The organism is Vibrio sp. Isolate32 (assembly GCF_022397955.1).
Lineage (GTDB): Bacteria > Pseudomonadota > Gammaproteobacteria > Enterobacterales > Vibrionaceae > Vibrio.
In genome coordinates this window covers 1-814 of sequence record NZ_JAKEUQ010000079.1, presented here as the reverse complement: position 1 = coordinate 814, position 814 = coordinate 1, and the positions used below count along the sequence as shown (strand labels likewise).

At 47.5% G+C, this 814-nt stretch carries 1 protein-coding gene; it reads right to left on the bottom strand.

From position 1 onward, the window contains the following. Nucleotides 1-390 (bottom strand): site-specific integrase (locus L1D11_RS22475; RefSeq protein WP_239862831.1); only part of this gene is annotated, 390 nt, incomplete at its 3' end. Nucleotides 391-814: the final 424 nt, after the last annotated feature.

Genomic DNA, 814 nt, shown 5'->3' with positions numbered 1-814 from the left:
AAAAAACACCTGATAACGTGCCTGTCGAGTGTAAGTAATCAGAGAACTGACTTGCTGTGGTGTGAGTATGTCGGGCAGTCGTTTCACTTGTGGCGGCTTGACGATATTGAGCCACTCCCACTGTTTATCGAGCGTATAGCGATAGAAGAACTGTAAGCCGTTACGGTCGAGTTTAATGGTGCTCCACGAGTGAGTTTGAATAAGAGATGCGAAGAACTGTTTGAGGTCGGCCGTGGTTAATGTATCAGGGACCCGATCGAAATGAGCGGTGATCCGACGAACCGCACGAGAATAGGCATCAATGGTCGCAGGTCGTTTACCTTGCAGCTTAAGGTTGGTAAGGTGTTGTTCATAAAGAATGTTGTAGCGTTCTAAGTCGGTGGAATTCATAAGTTACTCCTGTTAACGACCATCAGGGTGATGGTGTGATAAGAGTATGACTTGTGCTGTCTTTATTCTGCCGCGCAGCGGCTTCGTTCAACAAGGCGTTTAAACGGAACTAAAACAGTGGGTTAGGTTTCGCTTCGCTACACATTTTAACCCACTATTTTCGTCCGCTTAACGCGGCTACATGGATTCCCCCGGTTGTCAAACATCCGCTAAACGAATAGTGATGGGTTTTGGACTGCCGCTCTACATTCGGTCTACTTATCGATGATTCGCATACATCGTGACCCTGATGACTTACGCGACTGCGGGGCCTTATTCGTTAGATGACATCTAGTGTGTCCGCCGCATTAACAGGCTCTCCGCAAGTGGTCTTAACCTATCTCCATCATTAGCGTCTGCAATGACCCGGTGGGTTTAACTCTTA